The organism is Pantoea sp. T14, from assembly GCF_036663535.1.
GTDB lineage: Bacteria > Pseudomonadota > Gammaproteobacteria > Enterobacterales > Enterobacteriaceae > Pantoea > Pantoea phytostimulans.
The window spans coordinates 323,598-341,884 of record NZ_JAWUEB010000025.1 but is presented as its reverse complement, the minus strand read 5'-3'; the positions used below and the strand labels follow the sequence as shown (position 1 = coordinate 341,884).

The 18,287-nt window shown below is 52.9% G+C and carries 19 protein-coding genes; 16 read left to right on the top strand and 3 right to left on the bottom strand.

Annotated elements, in window-relative coordinates:
* The first annotated feature begins 99 nt into the window (after window positions 1-99).
* Entirely contained in the window at window positions 100-1,002 is a 903-nt protein-coding gene (locus tag SC127_RS14445; RefSeq protein ID WP_332626983.1) for a LysR substrate-binding domain-containing protein, read from the top strand.
* A 178-nt stretch (window positions 1,003-1,180) separates the two neighbouring features.
* On the opposite strand, the gene SC127_RS14440 is transcribed toward SC127_RS14445, so the two are convergent.
* A complete protein-coding gene (locus SC127_RS14440) occupies window positions 1,181-2,101 on the bottom strand; it encodes a DMT family transporter (RefSeq protein WP_243079194.1) in 921 nt (306 codons plus the stop codon).
* A 348-nt stretch (window positions 2,102-2,449) separates the two neighbouring features.
* On the opposite strand from SC127_RS14440, the gene SC127_RS14435 reads away from it, so the two are divergent.
* The 5 genes from SC127_RS14435 to nac (SC127_RS14415) all read left to right on the top strand — a co-directional run bounded on the left by SC127_RS14435 (window position 2,450) and on the right by nac (SC127_RS14415) (window position 6,652).
* On the top strand, window positions 2,450-3,259 hold the full coding sequence (locus tag SC127_RS14435) for a transporter substrate-binding domain-containing protein (RefSeq protein ID WP_442955756.1): 810 nt from the start codon (window positions 2,450-2,452) through the stop codon (window positions 3,257-3,259).
* Window positions 3,260-3,343: 84 nt separating this feature from the next.
* Window positions 3,344-3,973, top strand: coding sequence for a 5-oxoprolinase subunit PxpB (pxpB, locus tag SC127_RS14430; protein WP_215848716.1), 630 nt, complete (start codon window positions 3,344-3,346; stop codon window positions 3,971-3,973).
* The gene (locus tag SC127_RS14425; RefSeq protein WP_332626982.1) at window positions 3,970-4,956 is read left to right on the top strand and encodes a biotin-dependent carboxyltransferase family protein; all 987 of its coding nucleotides are present in this window, start codon (window positions 3,970-3,972) and stop codon (window positions 4,954-4,956) included. Before pxpB ends, SC127_RS14425 begins: the two co-directional genes overlap by 4 nt.
* A gap of 19 nt (window positions 4,957-4,975) precedes the next feature.
* Entirely contained in the window at window positions 4,976-5,746 is a 771-nt protein-coding gene (locus SC127_RS14420; protein WP_243079197.1) for a 5-oxoprolinase subunit PxpA, read from the top strand.
* A 3-nt stretch (window positions 5,747-5,749) separates the two neighbouring features.
* Window positions 5,750-6,652 carry a nitrogen assimilation transcriptional regulator NAC gene (gene nac, locus SC127_RS14415; protein WP_215848632.1) on the top strand — a complete coding sequence of 301 codons (903 nt, stop codon included), beginning with the start codon at window positions 5,750-5,752 and terminating at the stop codon, window positions 6,650-6,652.
* Window positions 6,653-6,679: 27 nt separating this feature from the next.
* Here nac (SC127_RS14415) and SC127_RS14410 read toward each other — a convergent pair whose 3' ends face one another.
* Window positions 6,680-7,372: an SDR family NAD(P)-dependent oxidoreductase gene (locus SC127_RS14410; RefSeq protein WP_243079198.1), complete on the bottom strand. Its 693-nt coding sequence runs from the start codon at window positions 7,370-7,372 to the stop codon at window positions 6,680-6,682.
* 9 nt (window positions 7,373-7,381) lie between these two features.
* A complete protein-coding gene (locus SC127_RS14405) occupies window positions 7,382-8,584 on the bottom strand; it encodes a pyridoxal phosphate-dependent aminotransferase (protein WP_332627048.1) in 1,203 nt (400 codons plus the stop codon).
* A gap of 458 nt (window positions 8,585-9,042) precedes the next feature.
* On the opposite strand from SC127_RS14405, the gene SC127_RS14400 reads away from it, so the two are divergent.
* The 10 genes from SC127_RS14400 (at window position 9,043) to SC127_RS14355 (ending at window position 17,823) form a co-directional block, all read left to right on the top strand.
* Window positions 9,043-9,948 carry an ABC transporter permease gene (locus SC127_RS14400; RefSeq protein ID WP_252515536.1) on the top strand — a complete coding sequence of 302 codons (906 nt, stop codon included), beginning with the start codon at window positions 9,043-9,045 and terminating at the stop codon, window positions 9,946-9,948.
* Window positions 9,945-10,748 carry an ABC transporter permease gene (locus SC127_RS14395; RefSeq protein WP_332626981.1) on the top strand — a complete coding sequence of 268 codons (804 nt, stop codon included), beginning with the start codon at window positions 9,945-9,947 and terminating at the stop codon, window positions 10,746-10,748. The genes SC127_RS14400 and SC127_RS14395 overlap by 4 nt, the downstream gene beginning before the upstream one ends.
* Window positions 10,749-10,771: 23 nt before the next feature.
* Window positions 10,772-11,836: an extracellular solute-binding protein gene (locus SC127_RS14390; RefSeq protein WP_215848628.1), complete on the top strand. Its 1,065-nt coding sequence runs from the start codon at window positions 10,772-10,774 to the stop codon at window positions 11,834-11,836.
* An 8-nt stretch (window positions 11,837-11,844) separates the two neighbouring features.
* Window positions 11,845-12,939 carry an ABC transporter ATP-binding protein gene (locus SC127_RS14385; RefSeq protein WP_332626980.1) on the top strand — a complete coding sequence of 365 codons (1,095 nt, stop codon included), beginning with the start codon at window positions 11,845-11,847 and terminating at the stop codon, window positions 12,937-12,939.
* A gap of 169 nt (window positions 12,940-13,108) precedes the next feature.
* Window positions 13,109-14,032 (top strand): nitrogen assimilation transcriptional regulator NAC, encoded by a 924-nt coding sequence (gene nac / locus SC127_RS14380; protein ID WP_215848626.1) that lies wholly within the window; start codon window positions 13,109-13,111, stop codon window positions 14,030-14,032.
* A gap of 139 nt (window positions 14,033-14,171) precedes the next feature.
* Window positions 14,172-14,606, top strand: a complete 435-nt coding sequence (locus SC127_RS14375) for an acetyl-CoA carboxylase biotin carboxyl carrier protein (RefSeq protein ID WP_332626979.1) — start codon at window positions 14,172-14,174, stop codon at window positions 14,604-14,606.
* A gap of 238 nt (window positions 14,607-14,844) precedes the next feature.
* Window positions 14,845-15,597, top strand: coding sequence for an SDR family oxidoreductase (locus SC127_RS14370; RefSeq protein ID WP_215848625.1), 753 nt, complete (start codon window positions 14,845-14,847; stop codon window positions 15,595-15,597).
* A 23-nt stretch (window positions 15,598-15,620) separates the two neighbouring features.
* Window positions 15,621-16,316: an amino acid ABC transporter permease gene (locus SC127_RS14365; RefSeq protein WP_215848624.1), complete on the top strand. Its 696-nt coding sequence runs from the start codon at window positions 15,621-15,623 to the stop codon at window positions 16,314-16,316.
* 5 nt (window positions 16,317-16,321) lie between these two features.
* Window positions 16,322-17,089, top strand: coding sequence for an amino acid ABC transporter permease (locus tag SC127_RS14360; protein WP_215848623.1), 768 nt, complete (start codon window positions 16,322-16,324; stop codon window positions 17,087-17,089).
* Window positions 17,086-17,823 carry an amino acid ABC transporter ATP-binding protein gene (locus SC127_RS14355; RefSeq protein WP_332626978.1) on the top strand — a complete coding sequence of 246 codons (738 nt, stop codon included), beginning with the start codon at window positions 17,086-17,088 and terminating at the stop codon, window positions 17,821-17,823. The genes SC127_RS14360 and SC127_RS14355 overlap by 4 nt, the downstream gene beginning before the upstream one ends.
* Window positions 17,824-18,287: the final 464 nt, after the last annotated feature.

The following is an 18,287-nucleotide window of genomic DNA, read 5'->3' as shown; positions in this document are numbered from 1 at the left end:
TCAATTCTCCTCATTTTGCGTATTTACTAGCTTAATAGAGAATTTAAGGCTTATCTGTGTCATTTTTTCACAGCATTCCCAACTTGAGTTCATCAATCTATGCACGATCAGCGTTTAAAAGACATTATCCCGTTCGTTGCCAGCGTAGAGCGCGGCAGCTTTACTGCCGCAGCCCAGCGTTTGCATGTCACAGGTTCAGCCATCAGTAAAAGCGTCAGCCGACTTGAGGCACGACTGGGGTCGCGCCTGTTGGAGCGCACCACACGCAGCCTGCGCCTGACTGATGCCGGAACCGCTTACTACCAGACCTGTATCCGTATTATGGAAGAACTGGCGGAAGCTGAATCAGTATTAGCCGCGCAGCGCACTATTCCATCCGGTCGCTTGCGGTTGGCAATGCCCAATACCTATGGCCGATTAAATGTCATGCCGCTACTGATCCCGTTCTGCCAGAAATACCCCGAACTGGAATTAAGCCTTAGCTTTTCGGATCGCTTTGTTGACCTGTTTGATGAAGGCATTGATGTGGCTATTCGCATTGGTGAAGTACAGGACCTACCGGAATCGTTGGGATTTCGCTGCATCGGCCGGGAACGTATGGTGTTTTGCGCTTCGCCGGATTACCTCATTCAGCAAGGTCGGCCGCAGAACGAAAGCGAATTGCTACAACATCGCGCCATTCTTTACGAGCGCGTGGATGGCTCCCCCAAGCCCTGGCTGTTTATTAATGGGGAGGGCTATCCCACCTGGCGAACGCTACCGCATCGTATGGCGCTTGGAGACGTTGATGCGCAAGTTCAGGCCGTCTGTGCCGGATTGGGCGTGGCGCAAATGCCATCATGGTTGATTCGCCGCGCGCTTGATAACGGTGATTTGGATGTGATATTACCCGACCTTCAGCCGGATGGATTGATGCTGACATTAGTCTGGCCGCGGCGTAAGCAGCTCTTACCGAAAGTGGATGCGCTGTTAGGGACGCTGGCGGCGTTAGTGATTCGTTGAAAGCGCTCTTTTGCGCATGTTGTCAGGCGTGAGAGAGCGTGTTAATCGCTTACCCGCTGTGGGGAGTAATTCCTTCACTATCCCCAATAAAGGGATATGAGTTAACGCTCCCGACAAGGGCAAAAAGTCTTCTATAGGATGACATCTGCCCTCGGCACTTCATCACTTTAGCGGCGGTTTATTGCAGAGAGCGTAATAGTTGCGCTTTACGCTGACGTTGGTCACACCAGACGGTAAATATTCCCGCCAGGGCAACAATAGACGCGCCCATTAATGTTGAAGGCCCAGGCAGGCTATTCAGGAAAAGATAACCAATCACCATCGACCACACCAGCGTGGTGTAATCAAATGGCGCTAATAATGAAGCATCGGTGTAGCGCAAACTCATCGTTACCAGAATTTGGGCCATGCCACCAAAGAAGCCGCAGCCAACCAGCAGTAATAGATGAAGCGGTGTAGGCATTTTCCAGCCAAACAGCGCGCTTGCCAGACCAATCATCATGGTCATTAACGAAAAATAGAACACAATGGCACCGGGTTTTTCGATGCCGTTAAGAAAGCGAATTTGTACGTTAGACGTGGCAGAACAAAGAGCAGCGATCAGAGCAAACAGCGCGCCTAATCCAGCACCGGTTGCCTGGCCTTCCGCTGCAAAAAAAGAGCCGCTAGCGGTCAGGTTTGCCGAAAGCATAATAATGATGCCGGAGAAACCGACGAGAACAGCCAACCAGCGGGATAAGCGCACATTTTCCTTCAACAGCAACGCCGCCATAATCACCGTAAATAGCGGCGCAGCGTAGCTAATGGCTGTGGCATCAGCCAGAGAAATATATACCAGTGCCATATAGTTAAAATACATGCCACCGGTACCGGAGAAGCCGCGAATAAGATGACCGAAGATATTTTTGGTTTTTATACTTTCAAGCACATTACCTTGAATCTTTAGCCAAATTAATAAGGGAATTAATGCCACAAACGATCGGAAAAATATCACTTCACCCGTGGGGATATTACCTTGTAATGCTTTTACGCACGCCAGCATTAATGTCGCACACAGGGCTGAAGAGATTTTCAGCAAAACCCCAAATCTGGCATTCATTTTATCCCCTTCAATAACGTTCATTCTCAGGCGCAGCCATTTCCCACACCAGGATCGGGATTACCATAGGGCGCAGCCGCTAAGAGCCGATAAGATAATTTTGTTCTGCCCGGATAGTTTTTGCTTATCACGGCGGCGTGAAGCGCGCTTTGATGGTCATATAATTAGCCTATCTCCCGACACTGTTTACCTCTTACCCTCCACCAGACAAAGTCGATATAGTCCAGAAATGTCGTCATAACCGAACTAATAACAGTGACGTTTTACGCCGTCAGGCTATATCGCCTGCTGCGCAACATCAGCCATGGGAAATGCACAATGACTTTGAAAAAATACGTCTGTTTGGCAATGGCCTTACCGTTAACCTTATCGGTCTTACCGGCCAAAGCCGATCTGTTGTCAGACATTCAATCTCAGGGCGAACTTAAATGTGCCGTCTATTCCGATGTGCCACCGTTCTCCGCTCCCGATCCTAAGACACGTCAACTCGTCGGCATGGATGTTGATCTCTGTAACGCGCTGGCTAAACAGATGGGCGTGAAATTGCAACTGATGCCAACCTCAATTGAAGCGCGTATTGCCGTCATTGCCACCGGCCGCGCGGATGTCTTGATTGCCAACCTTGCTTATACCAAGACCCGCGGTAAGCAGATTCAGTTCAGCGACCCGTATTACGTTGCCAAAGAAATGTTGCTGGTGAAAAAACCCAACGCAGACAAAATGCTGGCAGATTTCAAAAACAAGCGTATCAGTGCCACCAAAGGCACCACCTCTGAGCAATCCATTGTGCTGAAAGGCGGCAAACCGCTGACTTTCCAGGATGCAGCTTCAGCTTTCCTGGCGCTGGAACAGAACAAAGCGGTGGGCTTTGTGACCAACACCATGACCGGCATCAAGATGATTAATCAGGCGAAAAAAGAGGGTATCGACCTGGCGATGATCAAAGAGCCGATGGCGCTGGAACCAATTGGTATCGGCATGAAGCGTGATGAACCGGCGCTGCTGGCTAAAGTCAATGACAGCCTGAAAGCCATGGACGATGACGGTACTATTGATAAGATTTGGGCCACCTGGATTGGACCAAACACTGAATACAAAATGGTGCGTGAGGAGCGCGTACAACCGCTTGCCAGCCTGAAATTCGAAGCCCTGGAATAACCGATGGATCGCTTGTCCAGAGAAGTGGCGTATTCCGCAACGGATAGTCCGGCAACCCTGTCAGAAAACATCCGGCTCTCGACCATGGGCAGTCGCGCCTGGCTGATAGAAGCGCCAGGTGCGTTTGACCTCCCCGCTCAGCGTCGTATCTGGTCGTTGGCGCGTATCCTGGCGAGCAGTGAAGATGTCGAGTCGCTGATCCCAGGCGTAACCAACTTACTGGTGCTGTTTCGCGCCACGCCCGCCGATCCCGACGTCATCCACCAGCGCTTGCGGGTCAGTTGGCAAGCGGCGCAGGCGATACATCCGCAGGGAAAATTAATCGAGATCCCGGTCTGCTATGGCGGCGAACACGCTACCGATCTGGATGCGGTTTGCCGTCATACGGGGTTGTCAGCGAAAGAGGTTATACGCCGTCATTACCAAGGCAGCTACACCGTTTTTGCCTTGGGTAGCGCACCTGGCTTTGGTTATCTGCATGGCCTGGATGCTTCCCTGGCGACGCCGCGTAAAAAAGTGCCCTCCCTGAACATGCTAAAAGGCACTGTAACCATCGGCGGCCCACAAGCGGGTGTTTCAGTCCTGACCGGACCCAATGGCTGGAATGCAATTGGCTATGCAGAACTCGACGTGTTTGATCCCTTGTCAGACGTTCCGGCCTTAATGGCACCGGGTGACAGCATAAGGTTTGTGCCAGAGAGGATTGAACTGTGATAATCATTGAAAAAACCGGCGCGCTGAACACAGTGCAAGATCTGGGCAGACGTGATTATCGCCACCTTGGGGTATCGGTAAGCGGCGCAATGGATACGCTGGCGCTGCGTGCCGGTAATCTTTTGCTGGGTAATGAAGAAAATGCCGCGGCGATTGAAATACAAGTTTTTCCTTTTCGGGTACGTTTTCAGGCTGACACCGCCATTGCTTTAACCGGCGCTGATTGCCGTGCTCAACTCGACGGCGTTGACTTACCGCCGTGGTGGGGCTGCAACGTTCGAAGCGGGCAGGTACTGGAATTGCGCTACCCGCGCCATGGCGCACGCGGCTATCTCTGTGTGGCGGGCGGCATTGATGTTCCTGTGGTGATGGGATCACGCAGTACCGCGCTGCGCGGTGGCTTTGGCGGTTTTGCTGGCCGTCAGCTCGAACGCGACGATGTACTGACATGGGGTGAAAGCCAGACACCAGGCTTACCGGAGAGCGGGATTGGCATCGAACCCCCCTCTTCTGCTTTGCGCCACGCTTTCCCGTTGAACCGCAGCGGCCAGCGCCTGATTCGTGCCATTCCCTCCGGTGAGTACGCGCTATTTTCCGCAGACGCTGAACGCTTTTGGCAGCAACCATGGCAAGTTTCACTTCAAAGTAACCGCACCGGCTATCGCCTGGCGGGCGAACCGATTTTACCGTCAACGACTGTTGAGATGCGCTCTTACGGTTTGATTCCTGGCATTGTGCAGGTTCCTCCCGCTGGCGAACCGATTATCCAACTCAGTGATGCCAATACGGCGGGCGGTTATCCGAAAATTGCCTGTGTAATTGAAGAAGATCTCTGGCAGCTGGGGCAAGTTCAGCCGGGTCAGTTTATCCAACTCATTCAGGCCACACATCAGGATGCCATTGTTGCCCATGAAGCGATCAATCACTGGCTGGCGCGCCTACGCGTCTGGCTGCTTCCGCTCAAACGCGTCGTGGGACATTAATTTTTAACAGGAGAACAGCATGAAGATCGATGTGAATTCCGATATGGGCGAAGGTTTTGGCGTCTATCAGCTGTGCGATGATGAGGCTCTGATGAAGGTGGTCTCTTCCGCCAATATCGCCTGTGGATTCCATGCGGGCGATCCGGCCATCATGACGCGCATGGTGCGGCTGGCAAAAGCGCGCGGGGTGGGTATTGGTGCGCATCCCGGTTTGCCAGATCGCCAGGGTTTTGGCCGCAAAGAACTGCCTTTTTCACCCGATGAAATTTGCCAACAGGTGATCTATCAGCTGGGCGCGCTGAGCGCCATTGCCCGCGCTGAAGGTACGCGAGTTTCGCACGTCAGTTTCCACGCAGCGATGGGCAATATCATTAACCGCGACGAATCGCTGGCGATGCAGGTCATGCAAGCCATTGCACGCCTCGATGCTGAATTGATCATTTTTTCACAACCCGATACCCATACCGAACGCGCGGCTCTCGCCGCTGGCTTAAAAAGCCTGACGCTGTTTCTTGCCGACCGCGCTTACGATAAGCACGGCCAATTGGTGCCGCGTAGCATTCCCGGCTCGGTGATTAAAGATGATGCAGCCGTGCGCGCTCGTGTGCGCCAATTTTTGCAAGAAGGCACGGTAAACACCTTTGACGGCACGCTGCTACCGCTTCGCGCACGTTCAATTCTGGTACACAGCGACACGCCGGGTTCGGTCGAACTGGCCACGCTGGTACGCAGTGAAATTGAAGCCAATGGCGCAGAAGTTGCCCCAGCGGCGTCCGTTTTAGCGGAGTAATTTATGAATATTCGGCGGCTGAAGTCTTTTATCACCATTGTCGATATGGGCAGCATAACGCGTGCCGCCGATGCCTTACACATCGCGCAACCTGCACTGAGTCAGCAACTGGTTGCGCTTGAGGAGCATTTCAAGCGCAAGCTGCTGATTCGTAGCCAGCAAGGCGTGGTTCCGACTGAGGCGGGCAACGTCCTTTATGGCCACGCTAACGTCATGTTGCGCCAGTTTGCTCAGGCCGAGCTGGATGTGCTGGATGCTGGACAAGCCCTTTCGGGTCGCGTTTCGGTGGGGCTTGCTCCTTTCAGCATTGCCGCCACGCTGGCAATGACGTTGCTGACAGAGATGCGCCAGCGCCATCCTGGCATTTTGCTGCATTTGGTGGAAAGCGTGGGTCAGGCTTATAGCGAACTCGTCGCCAATGGGCGGTTGGAAATGGCGCTGCTGCATGGTCGAGGCGGTATCAAGGGGCTGAATTACGAGCCGCTGGTTCAGGAAGAGTTTTTCTTTGTGGCACACGCTAATTTTGACTTTGATGATGATGGCGGCCCGCTTCAGGTTAAACAGCTCAGCACTTTGCCGATGCTGCTTCCGCCTGCGTATAACTTTGTCCGACGCGCTATCGACGAGGCTTTCAGCCTGAATAATATGTCGATTAATGTGGTCGGTGAACTGGAAGCGGTGAAAAGCATTGCCCGCGGTGTCGACGCCGGTCTGGGTTGTACCATCATGCCAAAAGCCATTGCAGAGCGAATTCAATCAGAATCACGTGACGTGGTCATCCGTTCTTTGGCTGGCCCGGCGATTAACGAAACGCTGTCGCTGTGCATCTCCGATCGCACGGCACTTTCTGAGCCAGCGGCAGCGGTGCGTGAGCTGCTGCTGGAGTTAACGGCGGGATTGAATTAATGGGGCACATTATGTGCCCCGACAGGATTACAGCATCGCCTCTTTGCGGCAGTTAATCAGCAGCTCCGCTACCGACAAGTTGTTTGGCAGCCGCAACAACAGCTCCACCATCTCAGCAAGATCGTCCGGTTGCGTCATCTCTTCACGACTGATTTCTGTCTCGCCCAACGTCATATCAGTCGCGATATAACCGGGGCAAAGTGCGGTGGCGCGTACGCCGTGATCCCAACACGCCTGACGAATACCGTGAGTGAGTGCCACGACGGCAAATTTGGTCATGGCGTAACCGACATTACTCCCTACTCGACGTCCGGCCAGCGAAGCGACATTAATCACTCGCCCTTCGCCGCAGTCGATCAAAAATGGCAGCGCAGCACGGCTTAGCCGCAGCGGGCCTTTGACATTGATCTGCCACATATCATCCAGCGCCGTTTCGTCCTGATCCATCACCTGTACGCGCGGGTTGATCCCGGCACAGTTAACCAGCGCATCCAGCCGTCCCCGTTGTTCAAGCGTGTCAGCTACCCACTTTTCACCGGAGCCGGCCACGCTGGCGTCGTAAGAAAAGAGATGCAAATTAGGCTGTGGCGCTAACGCAGAGGGATTGCGGACGCCAGCAGATACAATAAAACCGGCCTGAAGCAGGCGCTGTGTAATGGCTAAACCGAGGCCGCGCGCGGCCCCAGAAACCATCACCACACGTGATGATGCAGTCAACATGCAAACTCCTTAGTGGCAACCGGTACAGAAAGCAGTAATGCGATCACAGCCTGTTTGCAGACGCTCCATGCTGGTGGCATAAGAGAGGCGGAAATAGGGACTCATGCCATACGCCGCGCCTGGCACCGTCACCACATGCTGTTCTTCAATTAGCGCCATCACAAAGTCGGCATCGTTACTGATTGCCCGGCCACCCGCCGTGGTTTTGCCCACGAAGGCAGCAATATTAACGAAAAGATAAAAGGCGCCCTGCGGCGTATGGCAATGCACACCGGGAATGCTATTAAGGCGACCCAGCACATAATCGCGGCGTTGACGGTAAATCTCAGCGCGCTCTTTAAGCAGATCCTGCGGGCCATCCAATACGGCCACCGCCGCAGCTTGCGTAAGCGTGGTAACACCGCCACTGTTCTGTGTGTTGACGTTGCTCATCGCCTTGATCAAGGGCAGCGGGCCGCCGCAAAAGCCTAAGCGCCACCCCGTCATTGAATAAGCTTTTGAAACACCGTTAACGGTAAGTACCCGGTCATACAAACGCGGTTCTACCTGCGCCAGCGTCCAAAATGTTACGCCGTCGTAGATCAGATGCTCGTAAATATCGTCGGTGAGGATCCACACCTGTGGATGACGCAGCATCACATCGGCGATGGCCTGCATCTCTTCACGCGTGGCCACTGAACCGGTTGGATTGCTGGGGTAATTGATCAGCAGCCATTTGGTATTTGGCGTGATAGCAGCATCAAGATCGGCAGCCAGCGGCTTGAAGCCGTTCTCTTCATGGCATGCCACCGGCACAGGTGTTCCACCCGCAAATTTCACAATATCGGCATAGCTGATCCAGGATGGCGTGGGGATCACCACTTCATCGCCAGGATTGATGGTCGCCATCATCGCATTGAAGATGATTTGTTTAGCCCCACCCGCCGTCAGAATCTGGCTGATATCGTATTTTAATTCGTTATCACGCAGGAATTTACGTTGAATCGCGGCACGCAGTGCGGGTGTGCCGTCGGTAGGAGGATAACGCGTATCACCTGCTTTAGCGGCGGCGTAGGCAGCGTCGATCGCATGGTCTGGCGTCGGGAAATCGGGTTCTCCGGTAGAAAGACCGACGACATCAACCCCTTGAGCGGCAAGGTCGCGCGCCTTTTGGGTCATTGCCACCGAGGCAGAAACGGAAACATTTTTTAAGCGATCAGCGATATCAGGCATGGTAGCGATATTCCAGGTTGCAAAGTCGGCTTGAAACCGCGCGGAATATCCGCCTGGCAGGCATTCGCGCAGTGTGATGTTGTCAACAAAGAGGCAGAAGGTGACTTCCGCTGAGCATAAGTTGCAGGGGGCGGGCACAGTTAATAGTGCTTTGTTGTGGCGACATAACACAAAGCAATAGTTAACTTGCGATGCAACGTCACTGTGATTTTTATCGTCAAAGCGACGGCGAGAAAGGCGAGCAATGAAAATAGCCATAGCGGGAATGCATAGGCGTATCGCGAAAATGTATTGGGTGTTTATGGCGTAATCATATTAACGTTTTGTGACGCCCAAAATAGAAATTAAGCCTTTTAATTTCAATAAATTATAATTCCACGCAATTCTCTACCCTACATAAATCCTTATTGCCGTCTTGCCTTCACCTGACGGCCTTAGCGCCCTTGTCTGGAGGAAGTATGATGGCTGACATCTCGACGCCGTTGGTGCAGGTTAGAAAATTCCGGGTTTGGCAGTCACCCGCGTTGTTAATTATTCCGTTGCTCGCTTTTCAGTTGTTTTTCTTTTTCGCACCGGCTATCCGGTTAATGTTATTTAGCCTGATGACCCAAACGCCGGAAGGCGATATAGGTGCCCCGCTCACGTTCAGCCATTACCTGCACTTTTTTAGCGTCGCGCTGTATAGCGATGTGTTGTGGAATACCTTGCGTATCAGCGTCATTACCGCGCTGATCGCCTCAATACTGGCTTATCCGGTTGCTACCGTACTGGTGCGAGGACAAGCCTGGGTAGCACGCATCATGACGTTAGTGATCATTGCGCCGCTGGCGGTCAGCGTTGTGGTGCGCGCGTATGGCTGGCAACTGATTTTAAATAATGGCCCAACCGGTTTACTCAATTACGTGTTACTGCATTTAGGACTTATCGATCGGCCAAACGCCCTGATGTTCACCGACTGGGCGGTGATTATCGGTTCACTGCATATTTTCTTTCCGATGATGGTGCTGCCGTTGGCCTCGGCACTGGGCAAAATCGATGCCAATCTGCCCTTTGCTGCCCGCACGCTTGGCGCACCTGCCTGGCAAGTTTTCTTTCGCATTACTCTACCGCTGAGTCTGCCCGGATTGGTGGCAGGCATGACGTTGGTGTTCTCACTGGCGGCAGGTTCCTATGTCATTCCTGCACTGATTGGCGGGCCCCGCGCGCAAATGCTGGGCAACCTCGCCGAGCAGCAGATTGTAGCCGTGTATGACTGGCCGTTCGGCGCCACCATCGCCACCATTTTGGTGTTTATCGTCATCGCCGTGAACACCTTGTCGATGAAGCTATTGGGTGGGCGTCGTCTGCCGGGAGCCAATACATGATCCCTCGCCTGCAAGGATTAAGCGGTTGGCTGCTTTATGGTTTTGCTGCCGCCATGATGGTGTTCATCCTGACGCCTATCTTACTCATCATGTTTATCTCATTCTCTGATGGCTATTTTGTCAGCTTTCCGCCGAGCGGTTTCACGCTCGACTGGTATAGCAAGGTTTTGGGAAATCAGGAGTTTATCGATGCGCTGTTGTTCAGCACGCTGCTCTCTTTAGGCACTACCGCGTTATCGCTGCTGCTCGGTGTGCCTGCTGCCATCGCGCTGGTAAGAGGCAACCTGCCGTTTGCCTCGTTAGCCAAAGGGTTGCTGCTTTCGCCGCTGATCTTCCCGGTATTGATTACGGGCCTGGCGCTGCTGCAGCTCTTTACCGGTTACGGCTGGGGCAACGCCAAACTCAACCTGCTGCTGGCGCATACCGTAGTGACAACGCCCTATGTGGTACGCACCGTGATCACCAGCCTGGAATTAGTCAATCCCAGTCTGGAAGAAGCTGCCCGCACGCTCGGCGCGACGCGCTGGGCGACATTTTATCGCGTGGTGTTGCCGCAAATTGCGCCTGGCGTGGTCTCCGGCGCCATTTTTTGTTTCATGGTCTCCTTCGATAATTATCCCGTCTCCATGTGGTTGGCGGACTCCGAAAACACGCCAGTGCCAGTGGTGCTTTATCGCCAGATTGGCACGGTATTCGATCCGTCGGTGGCCACCATGTCGACGTTGATCATCCTGCTGGCCACCGTGGTGGTGGTCATGCTGGAAAAAATGGTTGGCCTGCGTCGCGCGATGGCCGCGTAACTGTTCACCTCAGAGGAATCACTATGACATCCATGAAACGCCGGACGTTTATCAAAGCCGTGGCAGGCGCAGCGCTGCTGCCTTACATCCAGGTTAAAGCCAACGCCGCCGATCGTGTGTTGCAGGTTGGCGTCTATAACTCCGCGCAGGGCGCACTGATCAAGCAAAAAGTCCTGCCTGATTTCGAAAAAGAATATCATTGCAAAGTCTTGACCACCGAGGGCGCGACGCTGGCGAACATTGCGGCTTTGCGCGCGACCAAGGCGAAGCCGGTGTTCAGCGTGATGTCGATGGATGATATCGGCATACCGCAGGCAAAAGCGGAAAACCTGATTGAGCAATTGCCCGCAGAAGGCATCCCAAATCTTAACAACGTCTTTGATCGGTACGTACTCAGCGACCGCTATGGCGTCGGCTTTTCGGTCTCAATGGCTGGTCTGTTTATTAACCCACAGATGAGCCAGCCGATTGCCAGTTACAACGATATTTTCAATTCTCACTATGCGCATCAGATGATCCTCAACACGCCAAAAAATACCCAGAGTATTTTGATGCTCATCGTGGCGGCGTCGCTGGCGACCGGCAAACCGTTTCAGGAAGCGCAATACGATATCGATAAAGCCTGGGACAAACTGGCAGAGCTGAAAAACAACGTCATGACGGTGTATGACGGCGAAGCGCAGGTCATGATGGTGGCGCAAGGGCAAGCCATGATCGGCGGCATCGAATACTCCAAAGCCATTTACCCACACACCAAAAAGGGCATTCCGCTGGATATGACCTTCCCCAAAGAGGGCGCGTTTACCGGTATCAACGGCCTGGCCTTGGTGAAAGGCGCTCCGCAGCGGGAGTTGGGCCTGGCGTGGATCAATCGTCTTTTGGAACCTTCGGTACAGAAAATGTTGGCAGAGGTGACACTCAGCGCGCCAACCGTGCGTGGCATTGAGTTTGACGAGGCGACACTGAAATATCTGGCTTATCCCGAAGCCAAAATGCAGCAACTCAACCTGTTTACGCCTGACTGGACCTCTCTCATCCCGCGCCGCGCCGAGCTGCTTGAGCGTTACAACCAGACCTTTAATGCGTGAGGATGACAATGCAACGATCTTTTGACGTTCAACTCGACAATCTCAGTAAGTATTACGGCAAAAGCATGGCGGTTGAGAACGTCTCATTGACGGTCAATGCTGGTGAAATTCTTGCCCTGCTGGGACCCAGCGGCTGCGGTAAAACCACCTGTTTACGCATGGTGGCGGGATTAGTTACACCGACCTCCGGCGACATTCTGGTCGGGGGTCGTTCGATACTGGACACCGCCGTCCATCGCCGTAATATCGGCCTGCTGTTTCAAAACTATGCCTTGTTTCCCCACATGACTGTGGCGGAAAACGTCGCATTTGGATTGAAAATGCGCGGCATGTCGCGCAGTGATTATGACGATCGGGTAAGGAAAGCGTTGGATATGGTCCAGCTCACCTCTTTTTGCGATCGTTTCCCGGCGCAGCTTTCAGGCGGTCAACAACAGCGTGTTTCACTGGCGCGAGCACTGGTGATTGAACCCGATATGCTGCTGCTCGACGAACCTTTGGGTGCACTGGACAAGAGTTTGCGTGAAAGCATGCAACTGGAGATCCGCCAACTGCAACAGCGTCTCGGGCTTACCACAATCATGGTAACGCACGATCAGGATGAAGCCTTGACCATGGCCGATCAGATCGCCGTGATGCAGGGCGGCCGACTCGAGCAGCTGGCCTCGGCGACCGAAATTTATCAAAAACCGGCCACCGCTTTTGTCGCGGGTTTTATCGGTGCTTCGAATTTCCTCTCTGCCCGCCTGGTGCGCCGTGACGCTGAAGGTAGCGAGCTACAAACAGCAGATGGCCTGAAACTTTCCGTAGCAGGCGCACCCGCTGCCGACAGCGCATTGACGGTCACTATTCGTCCAGAAGCGATTCGCCTACAACCGCTGACACCGCAGACCGCCCGCACTTCCCATAACGGCGTAATAGCTGAAGTGGCGCAGGTGATTTATCGCGGTTTCATGTTGCATTACGATCTGCGATTACCCAGCGGAGAAAAACTTATCGTCTGGAAGCAGACACAAGGCGAACCGGGCAATCCCGCATTTGCTCCTGGCGAACAGGTTTATGCGCATTGGTCACGAGAAAGTAATCATGTCATCAGTGGCTGAGACTGGGGTTTTGCACTTAAAGAGTGCATGCCGCCGCTGTGGTCAAAACGGGCCGCTGCGTTAAGCACGTGATGCTACTGATGCTTATGGATAAATAAGCACTCATTTGCACACGTTGGCACTGATCTTGCGTGTATCAAGCTACACGTTATGAAATGAGTATGTGCTTATGAATCTTCGCCGCTTGAAATACTTCATTAAAATCGTGGATGTCGGCAGCCTGACGCAAGCTGCTGACATTCTGCATATCGCGCAACCCGCTTTAAGTCAGCAGTTGGCGACACTGGAAGGCGAGGTCAATCAACAACTGCTGATTCGCACCAAACGTGGTGTGACGCCTACCGAGGCCGGTAAGATTCTGTATGCCCATGCGCAGGCGATATTGCGCCAATGCGATCAGGCGCAGAGCGCTATCGACGGCGCGGGCCTGGAACTATCCGGGCATGTTTCCGTTGGCCTCGCGCCGGGAACGGCGGCACAACAACTGGCGCTGCCCTTGATGGCCGAAGTGAACCGTCAGCATCCCGGCATCGTGCTCTATTTCAATGAGAACTTCGGCACTACGCTGAGCGAACTGATTATGAATGGACGCATGGACATGGCAGTGATTTATGACAACCGCAATATTCATGGCCTGCGTTTTATTCCCTTGATGAAAGAGGATTTGTACTTTGTTTGTCCTAACAGCATGGGCAAGCCGGTAAAGGAAATGACGCTGGCTGATGCAGCGCGTGATGATCTGTTCCTACCGCGCATCTATAACATCATGCGTAAAGTGGTGGACGATGCCTTTATTCAGCAAGGCCTGAGCTACCGCGTTAAATGCGAGATAGAGTCGCAAACCACGCTCAATGCTGCGCTTGCAGCGGGTATGGGTTGTACCATCATGCCTGAATCCGCGGCACGCGGTATGGTGAAAGCCGCTGACGCCTGGATGGCAAAAATTATCGAGCCCGATGTTCAGACCTCGCTCTCCTTCTGCATGTCCGATCACCTGCCGCTCTCGCAACCTGCCGAAGCGGTGAAAACCATTCTGCTGTCACTGATGGCGCGACGCACCACCGACAACCGACCCTTGACGCTGGTGGGATAATAAGACGCGCTTATTGCCGCAAAGCGAAACCCTCTTACTCGCGGTGATGGACATCGCGCTAGAGTGGCAATATTGCGCATCCCGGCGCGTGCTGCCGGTGAGGCGCTGTATCACTAAAATCGCCTGCGATGGAATGGATATGGAAAAAAACCTACTTGCCCTCAAAGAATTACGCCAGGTTGCGCAGAAAATGCGCACCTCTGGTTTGCGTCTGATTGAACTGAACGGCAAAGCATGGTCCGTACGACTTAAATTCGACGAAACCTGCGCTCAATTACCCCCTACGCCCCAGCCTGTTTTGTCTGCAACAGATGTTGCACCAACCCGTGTCTGCGCTCCGATGCCGGGAAAAATTATCTTGCAGCATCCGCTTCAGAATGTGGCCTATGCCCAACCGGGACAAACGGTGAAGCAGGATGAAGTATTGGCGCTGCTGAGTGTTGGTGGCTTCTACTTACCGCTGCGCAGCCCGATCAACGGAACGGTGCTGGCCGTCTCCGTAGATCAGGAACAAGCAGTGGAATATGGCTGCGAGATAGTCAGCCTGAGCGCGTCAGCCGGGGTTTTTGCATGATGCCCTCAAAATAAGTCAACGGGCAGAAAGACGGCAAGTGCGTTCTCTCCAGGAGATTACATAAAACAGTGACTGGGATGGGCGAACGCAGCAACGTGAAGTATGGCGGGTCTATAAGAGAGCCTTATTGCCTCACACCTTTAATGTCTTATACCCGCTGCGCATAACTGAATAGAGTCAGAAAACACCACAAAAACGGCAGCGCGATAAGCCACGCTGCCTTAACAGGAGAGGCACAATGCCATTTTCAGATTATAAAGTTGCGCTGGTGACTGGCGCATCCGCCGGTATGGGCGAAGCCATCGTTGAGCGTCTGTGTCAGGAAGGCATTACCGTTCATGCCGTGGCGCGTCGTAAAGAGCAACTGGCCGCGCTGGCCGATCGCACCGGCTGCATTCCTCATGCAGTTGACGTTAGCAATTTGGCAGCCCTGACTGAACTGTGCCGTGACTTGCAGGTTGATATTCTGGTGAACAACGCAGGCGTCTCTCATCCAGGATCGATTCTGGAAGCGGATGAAAACGTGATTAATACCCAAATCGACGTCAACTTGCGTGCCGTGCTGCATCTTTGCAGCCTGTTAGTGCCTGGTATGATGAAGCGTGACCGCGGGCATGTCATCAACATCACCTCCATCGCTGCTATTTATAACTTCAACGGTAATTCGGTCTATCACGCCACCAAAGCGGGCGTACATGCGTTGTCTCGCCAGTTGCGCGTTGACTGCTATGGCAAACGCGTTCGCGTAACAGAAATCTGTCCAGGTCGCGTCGCCACCGATATTTTTGGCAACGTTTCTGGTGATCATGAAGAAGCACATCGTCGCTTTATTGAAGGGTTTGAACTGCCGCAAGCTAAAGACATCGCCGATTGCGTGGCGTTTGCCCTGTCAGCACCGGTGGCGGTCAATATCGGCAACATTGAAATTACGCCAACACTTCAGGTGCCGGGTGGACTCTCAACCATGCGCCCAGGTGATGCAGTCGCCTGATTGACTGACTAAGAGGAACAACCATGGCACTCGATTTCTCCGCCGTAATGACGGGCCAATTTGGCCAGATGATCGTAAAGGGTGCGGTAGTCACTCTGGAGCTGGCGTTGGGTGCCTGGCTGCTAGCCATGTTCGTTGCGCTGATTCTGGTTGCGGTGCGCCTGTCGCCAAGCCGGTTAGCACAATGGGTAGTCGCTGCCTATGTTTCGTATCACCGTAACGTGCCCACGCTCATTCAATTAATGATGTGGTATTTCGCTATTCCTACTCTGCTGCCGGAATCGGTGCAGATGTGGATCAACGACTTCAACGCTGAGTTTCTCTTTTCACTGTTTGCGCTGGGACTGTGTCAGGCGGCCTATTTCTCTGAGGATATCCGCAGCGGTTTGCGGGCCATTCCAGACGGTCAAAACGAGGCCGCTCGCGCACTGGGAATGGGTTACGTCCGCGCCCTGCGTTCGGTGATCCTGCCACAAGGCATCCGAAATGCGTTACCCGCCATCATCAACCACACCGTATTGCTGTTTAAAAATACCAGTCTGGCGATGGTGATTGGCGTGGCAGAGCTGACCTACGCGACAAAAGATATCGAAAATCAGACCTTCCGTACCTTTGAAGCTTATCTGGTCGCCACGGTAGGTTATCTGGCCTTCTCACTGATGTTGATGGGCGCAGGTGCGCTTCTGGCGCGTCGCTTCCAGCGTGTGTATGCGAGGTAATCACGATGTTTGACGTTTTCACTATCCTGCACGACAACGGCATGCTGTTACTGATGGGACAGTATCCTAACGGCCCGCTAGGCGGCGTACTCTGTACTTTGCTGATCTCCTTGCTAGCGGTGTTATTTGCCTTTCCGGTCGGTGTCCTTCTCGGCTTAGCCCGGCTTTCGCCGTGGCGCTGGCTGCGTTGGCCCGCTGCCTGTTGGGTTTACCTGCTGCGCGGTATCCCGCTGATGATGGTGGTTTTCTGGACCTATTTTTGCGTTCCTTTATTGATTGGTCACAACATCAGTGGTTTCACCACCATGCTTTGCACGCTGGTTATTTATGAGAGTGCCTATATTGCTGAAATCGTCCGCGGCGGTATTCAGGCCCTGCCACAAGGGCAGTATGAAGCCTCTCGTGCGTTGGGGATGGGCCACATCAAAGCTTTGCGAATGGTGATCCTGCCTCAGGCCTTATTCAACACGCTGCCAAGCCTGGTAAGCCAACTGGTTTCAGTCATCAAAGACAGTACCTTGGGTTATGTCATCAATGTTCCTGAGCTGACGTATGCCGCTAATCAGGTGAGTAATCAGTTGCTGACCAAGCCTTTTCAAGTCTTCGCTATTGTGGCGGTGAGTTATTACATCATCTGCTTCAGTCTGACCTGGCTGGCAAACCGGCTGGAAGCGCACATTGCCGATAAACGCCGTAACGAACGCTCGGAACGTGGCGACCTCGCTGCACCGAGGGTTCTCACTCATCCTCATCTCAATAAGGAGCTGTCATGAGACCCATGATTATGTTCAACCAAGTGAACAAGTGGTACGGCGAATACCAGGCGTTAACCAACCTCAGCGCGGAAATTAAAACCGGTGAAGTGGTTGTGGTATGCGGCCCATCAGGTTCGGGTAAATCAACCCTGATTCGCACCGTGAACCGCCTGGAACCGATAGAGCAAGGTGAAATACTGTTTGATGGAACGGATATTCACGGCACCAGCACGCGGTTGAATCAGTTACGTACGCGTATCGGTTTTGTCTTCCAAAACTTCAACCTGTTCCCTCACGTTTCCGTTATAGAAAACATCATGATGTCGCCGATGAAAGTGTTAGGCGTTAAGCGTTCTGAAGCTAAAGAGCATGCGGGAGAATTGCTGGAGCGCGTGGGACTTTCCCATAAAGCTAACGCCTACCCCGCGCAGCTTTCTGGTGGTCAGCAGCAGCGCGTGGCGATTGCGCGCGCATTAGCCATGAAGCCGCCGGTCATGCTGTTTGATGAACCCACCTCTGCGCTCGATCCCGAAATGGTCGGCGAAGTGCTCAATGTTATGCGCGGTCTGGCGCAGGAAGGCATGACCATGATGTGCGTCACGCATGAGATGAATTTTGCTCGCGACGTGGCGGATACTATTTGGTTTATGGATAAGGGGCAAATTCTTGAAAAAGCCACACCAAAAAATTTCTTCACTGCTCCACAACATCCCCGCGCGAAAATGTTTTTAAGCGATTTGTTAGCGCATTAAGGGATAAATCCTTGTCTGTCATGATGTGCAGTTTTGATATTCAGAACTGCACATCAATAAAAAAGGTATTTTTGCCTCCCGTCATACATTCCGTCTTTCATTCTACATTCCTCCCGGTGGCAAATAATACCAATGAAGAATAGTTCCCGTTGTTTATTAAAAGGGTGAACATAAAACACGCTTTTATAATTTATAAATAAACCGCTCAAACGCTTATTTATTATTCACTTCGCCATATTTCGTAACAAACTGACCTATCTTTTTACCTGTTAAACTTATTACGGCCTTCTCTGAAGCTTATGCTGCACTTTTTTCTGCACCTAGGTGCAGAAAGTATTTGCATACGCCTGCTCGAGTTAACATAATCTCAACACGGTCTTAATGGTTGTCGAAAAGTCCATACGAATACATAACGTCAGTCACGTTGTGAGCAGTATGCGCTACAGAAAGTTTCTTTTCGTTTT